The following is a 6,885-nucleotide window of genomic DNA, read 5'->3' on the forward strand; positions in this document are numbered from 1 at the left end:
CGCATCGAGGACCTCATGCCCTGGCGCCACGCCCAGCCGTCAAGCCTCGCCGCATAGGGCCTCGACGTCGCGCTTACGAAGCACTGTGGAAGCAAGAGGGGCCGAAGTCCTTCGTGCTTCCACATGAGCAGTTGGGCTCAGCGCTCCTCGATGAAGACGCTGCACTCCTTCGAGTGAGACATCAGATTGTCGATTCCCGCGGTCACGTCCCATCTCAGGTTGACCCTCGGCCCGTCATCGACGGTCTGAATCGTCACAACGCGATCATGGAAATGGCGATTGCGTGCAGAGCGGTGATGGAGTTCGGGTGTAACCGTGATGCCGGCAGATCGCAGCTCAGCGCGTAACGCGCTCGACTGCGATTGCGGCGTATCCGGCTCGCCGTGATCGGGATTCCACACGACTGCAAGTCGCTCGATGTCGACGCCCGCTGACCCAGCGGCAGCGACAAAGCTCGCTAGGCGACGTCGGTTATGTGGGCGAACGCCGCACCAGGGATCCTCGATTTCGAGCGCGACGCGGCGCCCTGCTACGCCTTGAAAGAGCGGTGTGAGCGCTCGGGCGGTGCCCGGACGGAAGCGGAAGACGCGCAAACGTTCTGTGAGCCCAGCCAACGGACCCGGCAGCGTTCGGACGCTGTCCTGCACCGACGCAAGCCAGCTGTCGCCTGCTGAGCATGAAAAAAGGTGGCTGACCCCCTCCAGTGGCCCGGCAAGAGCCGCCGCCGCGTCCTGCGATGCGTAGAACGCATCCACAGAGGCCTCTGCCCCGACACCCTTCAAGACAGACAGGCGAGGCGCATTCGCAACGGCCGACCCGTCGAGCGTGCCAAAGCGAAGCTGGCCGGATCGTTCGTATGGCGCCAAAGCATAGGCAATCTCACGATCGAGGCCTGTCGGGGTACCTGCATCAACCGCACCCGGTGGAAGTAGATAGAGGGCATGCCTGTTCGAGGCTTCATCGAGCCAGTTTCGCAATGCCCGCGCGCTTGTGAGGGCCTCGGACCGATCTTCGGCCCCCCAGAGATCTGGCGAGGAAACAGCCACAAGCCCCGCTCCCTCGAGACGCACCCGCAGCGTCGCCGCGGCAGTCTGCGCTACCGGGACCGCAGCGTCGGGGGCATGAGCGGGCCGCGGTGTCGACTCCGCAAGCAGGCCGCGCAACCAGCCAAACACAGGATGACGATCGAACTGATCCCAATAGACCTGGTTGGAGTAGTCATTCAGGCACCGCGAGCAGCTCGTCTCGCAGGCTGCGCCACGAGGGCAATCAAGAACCGCGATCGCTCGACCCAGCAGCACGCGGGCCGAGAAGCGAGAATCGTCGAGCAATCGACGGCAGTAGCCGGCACCGCCTGGGACTGAGTCCGATAGGATGACCAGCGGGGCCGCACCGAGAAGCTCAACGGTCGCGCGGAGGTCTTGTGGGTCAGTTTCAAGAATGTCCGCTGCCGCAAGTCTCAATGCCTCTGCCAGCGTTCTAAGGAAGCCATCCCGCGCCGCCCGCCGTTCAGTCTCCGTGGGGCGATCAGAAAAGTCTGGGACCGGCTGATCGATGCGGATCCCCCGAAGATCTGTCTCGAAAACATGTGCGAGGTCCACGGGCCAGCGAAGGGATTCAACCTGGCACCGATCTCCGGTCCGCGGGTTCTCATGCACTGCCCGGATCTCTGCCCCGCCAAGCGCCTCTTGAGGCGCTGGTCTCGCGTGCTCGCACGACGGGCACCAAAGATAGCCCGCCCCCAGCGGCCCGCGGTTCAAGACGAGCATTCGTCCAGGCTGACTCCCCTCTGGTGCGATAGCCGGCGCGAAGAAATGCGTGACGCGTGCTAGGTCTGAAACTTGGAAGTCCTCAGGGCGGGCTCGCGTTAGAAGGCGCGCTTCGTCGACGGGTCGAACTCTTAAGCGTGTCGCGCCGGGGTCTCTACCTTGCCGGTCGGCATATGATGTCAGGAACCCCACCGGTTCAACGAAGGCACGGCGCGGGCCACTGGCCCGTGAACCGCACTGAGGGCAGTTCTCCGCAAAATCATCCCGCTCGTGATGTGTTTCTGCATGCTGGCACGTCGGACAAACGCGATGGAAACCACGTTCCATCCAAGCATCACCGGTGCCTACCGTGGCTCTCCGTGCGATGCCCGCGGACGTCCAAATTCGGCCACCGGCCACGACTTCGGCCCCCGGCGCATACTCAGCGATCGCCATTGCTGCGTCTCGATCGAGCTGCAAAGCTCGATCATCCGAAGCGGTGCGAGCGCCTCGTTCCGTGACAATCTCTAGGTGAATCGAGTGAACCGGGAAGCTGTAAGTCGGTATGACGGCAGCACGCGACAGGGCCTCAACTAGGAATCGATCAAGATACCGACGCATGTCGCCCAAACGGCCATTCATGCGACCGGCAGCGCGGGAGCGGGCCTGCTCGTTCGCATCCGGATCATCGAGCGCGGCACGTGCCGTTTCGTAGGCGTCATTGAGCTCGCGCCAGCGAGCGCAAGTAGCCCGGATCCAGCGCGTTATCTCTGCGCGCGAGTGCTCAGTCAGTTCGCCCGCGACAAGGCCTACATGATCAACTCTTGCCGGGAGAGTGGACGCCATCCGCTCAGCAACCGTGCGTGCGGCAACACCGGCCTCCGAAGCGAGCCATGCTGAAAGGTCCGCCAGAAGAGTTGTCTCAGCCGCCTCGTCCAAGCGCTCGCCCAGCACATCACGCAGACGCGGAGCTCCCGTGCGCTCGTGGCCTGCCAAGCGACGATCCAGCCAACCTGCCAACAGGCATGAGACCTGGTGCCGTCGGAAGAAGCTTGGGTTATCCAATGTCAGATATGGGGCGGGGGGGAGCGCCTCGAGATAGCCACGCAGATCGTTGAATTGTGCTTGGTCATATCGGCCGGACCTCGCCATCATCAACGCAACAGGCGCGGCCTGCGCGCGGCGGCCAGCGCGACCGGCGCGCTGCTGATAGTTCGCAATGCCCGGCGGGACGTTCCGGCAGAAAACCGCTTCCAGCTCGCCCAGATCGACACCCATTTCCATTGTTGTGGTGCAGCTGAGCAAGTTGATTTCGCCCTGCCGGAACCGCTCCTCGATCTCGGATCGTTCCGTCGTCGATATGGCGGCGGTGTGCTCCCGAGCGATCCCGCTCAGCGGCTGCCCTTCATAACGAACGAGGTAATGGTTGCGTCTTCGCATCTCGTCCCGTTCTTCGGCTGAAACAGGAACTGTGCGCCCCGTACAGCGCCAGGCGGTACACACGCCCCCGAGATCGATCTGGCTGGACGCACCGCAACTTTCACAGCGGCGCAATTCTCCTTCCGGGGTCGCTGCGAAGCGCATGGCCGCCAAGTTCAGAACATGACCGTGTCCGCCGGGCAGCAGGAGACGGTGACGGGGCCGCGTCGCCTCCTCCCAGAAAGCCGAGAGCATGTCTCGCGCTTGGTCGTCTGGGATTCCGAGCCTGTCGATCAGCACCCACAGTGGCCGATTGGAGCGTCCCGGCTCTGAGAGCAACGTCCGCAGTCGCCGGCTCTGGTGAGTCCGCGACAACGACCACGAGATATCCGCGCTCGCCAACCCCTCACCCCACACGGACTCGTCTGTTAGGTCGATGTTCTCCAGCGTGTTGATCGCTCTCGATTGCCGAATGAGGTCGAGCAAAAAGCGGACCAGAGCCGGCACCAGGCCTCGATACTCAGGCGGAACCCTTTCGCTGAGTCGCTGAGCAATCCTCGCATCCCCCTCATATTGCACGGTGATGAGGCCGAGGGATTCAAGTGATAGTCGCAGTGGGCCACCGCAGAGTTCAGCTGCGATCAGGGCCATCAGGCGGTCTTTGGCGGCGCTGCTGCTCAGAGGTTCTGGATTGCGGCGATCATATAGCTTGAAGCCGGATCGCCTGAGCTGCGTCCAGACACCATCGCGCAGCCCCATGAGGTCCAAAGCTTCGTTGGTCTCTCGACGCAGCGCCTGGACCATAGCTGCACGGAGCGCTTGATCTCGAGCCGTACGCTCGAAGAATGGGGCGAAGAACGCCGCGTCCTGCCGGTTGTCCGCAAAGACGAGGAGGTTTCGCCCTTGCATCGGGGCTTCCGACGACCGCCCCTGCGGCGGAGGCAGGGCCTCGAGCAGTGCCTGCGCAGTTACCGACGCGAGCGCATCGTCACCAGGGTGGATCGGAGTAACAGGCTCAGCGAAGCGTCCGCCGGTCGCTCCGCAAGATAGGCATTTCCGGACGTAGCTGCGCCGTTCCTCGGCATCGTCGCGCATCGGGGCTTCGGCAAGGGAGAGCACGCCCTCCTCAGGGCCGTCGGCCAACTCGCCAGTGTTGGCGAAGAATTCGAAGGGAGGTTCCTCCTCGGGTTCCTCGTCCAGTTCGTCAGGGTCTATCTCTGTCGCGGCCTCTCCCGCCCTGATCAACCTCAAGACCCGGCGCCTCGCTCCGGGACTGATCTCGGGACGGGGGTGAAGCATTGTTCCATCGTCCCAGCCCTCGACGTAGGGCTCGCCGCAGTTGCGGCAGACGAGAAGGGGATAGGCCGGGGCACCGTCGATGTGCGTACCATTGCGAGAAAGCCTGAAGTCCGCCCAATTCTCGACGTCGCTTGCAGAAAGCTTTAGCGCGACACCCTCCACGCCCGAGGCGGCGAGATGAAAGCGTGCCGGGAGAAGTGGAAACGCGCCTGGGACGGAAGGTCGAGCCAGAACGCCCAGTGAGATCAGAGCCGTTAGTGCTGTCCGCGCCGTCTCTCCAGACTCTGACGCAAAAACCCGCGCCGCGAGATCGGCGAATGGCAAAGCTCGCTCCTTGAGCGCACTGGCTACGTCGCGAACCTGTTTGATGCCAGCTAGCCGCGCAATAAGCGCTTCGCCGAACGGTTGCGCAGGGTCGAGGAGTAGCGCATCGAGGCCAGCTTCCCGCATCGCCTCGTTCCAGTCCTCGGTCAAATAGTCGACGTTTTCAGCTGCGAGGCACCCTTGCTCTCGTAGCTCCGAGAGTGTTCGTCCTGCTCTAACCCAATCGGCTGCGGAGAGTCCTTGTGGTTCCAGGCCGTCGGTGAGGGCTGGATGCAGTCGTCGTTCCGCGGTGATGACCGCCCCGTCTCCGCTTGGGAACGGTTCCCCGAACAGGTCTTCTGCGAAGCGTGCGAGTTCTTCGCGCTTCGCTGGATCGAGGCTTGCGGATGTCCCGACACAACGGATCTGTCCTTGGGGTATGCCGAGCCGCGCCTTCAGCTTTCGCAGGAGGAAGGCGACTTCGATGGCTTGAGCACCCGTATAGGTATGGACCTCGTCGAGGACGAGCCAACGGACGTCCGCGCCGGCAAGCAATGCTCGGTTTCGCGGCAAGAGCAGGATGTGCTCGAGCATGGCGTAGTTGGTGACGAGGATGTGCGGCGGGGTCTGAAGCATCTCGCCCCTGGCAAGAAGCCAGTTTCGCGGAGCATGTCGAGCGTCGGGGAAGTCAGCCTGAAAGGTGGGCGTGGCGGTCAGCCGTCCTTCTTCGTCCGATCTCGTGGCATCAGAGCGCACTTGCCCGGTGAAGCGCCCGAGCGTGATGCCGGGGTCGCCAAGGTCCCGAAACAACAGTCGGGCGATACGGTGCATCTGGTCGTTTGCGAGGGCGTTGAGAGGATAGACCAAAATTGCGCGAACGCCTGGCCGCTCCAGTTCTCCCTGACGCAGGAGATCGTCGATCAATGGGAAGAGAAAAGACTCCGTCTTGCCCGAGCCGGTACCCGTGGCGACCAGATAGTTTTCGTCGCGACCAATGGCTGCTGACTGGTGTAGGTGAAGCCGCCTACGCCAGAGGGATCGTCCCTCTGCACTTTCGGAGAGTGCCGACCACGCACCGTGCAGTGCCCCATTGCCCACCAGTTCTTCAATACTGCCGCCCTTCTCGAAGTCTGGCAGGCTCTCGACGAATGGGCCGCGCACCAATGCCGCGCGTGCGCATGCGTCGGCCACGGCGCGTGACAGTCGGGGCGCTCGCGCTGATGACACTGCGGCGGCAGTTGTAATGTACCGCGCCAGCGTCGCACCGAGGTTGTCCTTGAAACGGATTGGGTCGAGTTCGGTCATGGACGTTCCTTGGCGATTTGCCAGAGCAATAGGTGGAAGGCGAAAAGCTCGGGGGCGAGGCGCAACATGAATGCAATGCTGGTGAGAGCTTGTGCTGGCGGCATGCCCGCCCGAGTGGAGACGGTATCAACATACTCTGCCACCTCATTGAGGCGGCTTGCACGTGCAAAGCCAGAAAGCAATGCCGAGCCCCATAGATCCACCTGAGCCGGCTCCTCAGAGTCCTGACTGCGGCGCGGAGCAGGTGGACGAAGCTTTTCGGGTGCCAGGGTCCAGGCTGCATGCATCAACCGTTGCAGGGATCCTTGGCGCCGGCTGTTCGGTCCCTCTTCGGCCGTGTCATCGAGGAAGAGGCCAGCTGCGTCGAGCCGCTCGACTAGCCGGAGATGCGCAGCGCGCCAATGGTCTGGCCCGAGCAAAGGCGTCCCACGCCAGAACCATCCCGCCGATGGGTCACCGTCGACCAATGGCAGATTTCTGAAGAAGCGTGCTGGATCGAATCCCTCCAGTCTCGAGCCCTTGTCGCGCGCCGCCTGCAGGTTTCGGAAGGCCAGGTAGACTGTGGGATGGAGATGAGACAGCTCGCGCAGGCGCGCTGTATTGAGTGTGGCGAGCGCAGCCATCTCGGCGACACCAGGATCAACGGACGCCGCCAGAGCCGCGAATGCCTGCGGCGCTGCAGTGTATAGATCCGGAGCGAACTGCAGAGGGTGGAGGATCGGCACCCAGCCAAGGGGAGTGTCTGAAACTCTGTGTATCTGAGCCGACCCATGCGGTTTTCAGATACAGTCAGGCGTCGAAGCGCCCTGCG

The 6,885-nt window shown here is 63.1% G+C and carries 2 protein-coding genes; both read right to left on the bottom strand.

What is annotated here, in order from left to right; all coding sequences use genetic code 11:
- Positions 1 to 137: 137 nt before the first annotated feature.
- Positions 138 to 6,074: a DEAD/DEAH box helicase gene (locus tag RGD00_RS22755; protein WP_310459531.1), complete on the bottom strand. Its 5,937-nt coding sequence runs from the start codon at positions 6,072 to 6,074 to the stop codon at positions 138 to 140.
- A complete protein-coding gene (locus tag RGD00_RS22760) occupies positions 6,071 to 6,697 on the bottom strand; it encodes a hypothetical protein (protein WP_310459532.1) in 627 nt (208 codons plus the stop codon). The genes RGD00_RS22755 and RGD00_RS22760 overlap by 4 nt, the downstream gene beginning before the upstream one ends.
- Between the last annotated feature and the right edge of the window lie 188 nt (positions 6,698 to 6,885).

Source organism: Ruixingdingia sedimenti, assembly GCF_031432425.1.
Classification (GTDB): Bacteria; Pseudomonadota; Alphaproteobacteria; order Rhodobacterales; family Rhodobacteraceae; genus Ruixingdingia; species Ruixingdingia sedimenti.

Excerpts from the sequence above, each read along its gene's own strand:
- RGD00_RS22755 (WP_310459531.1), bottom strand. The coding sequence starts at position 6,074 with ATGACCGAACTCGACCCAATCCGTTTCAAGGACAACCTCGGTGCGACG.
- RGD00_RS22760 (WP_310459532.1), bottom strand. The coding sequence starts at position 6,697 with ATGGCTGCGCTCGCCACACTCAATACAGCGCGCCTGCGCGAGCTGTCT.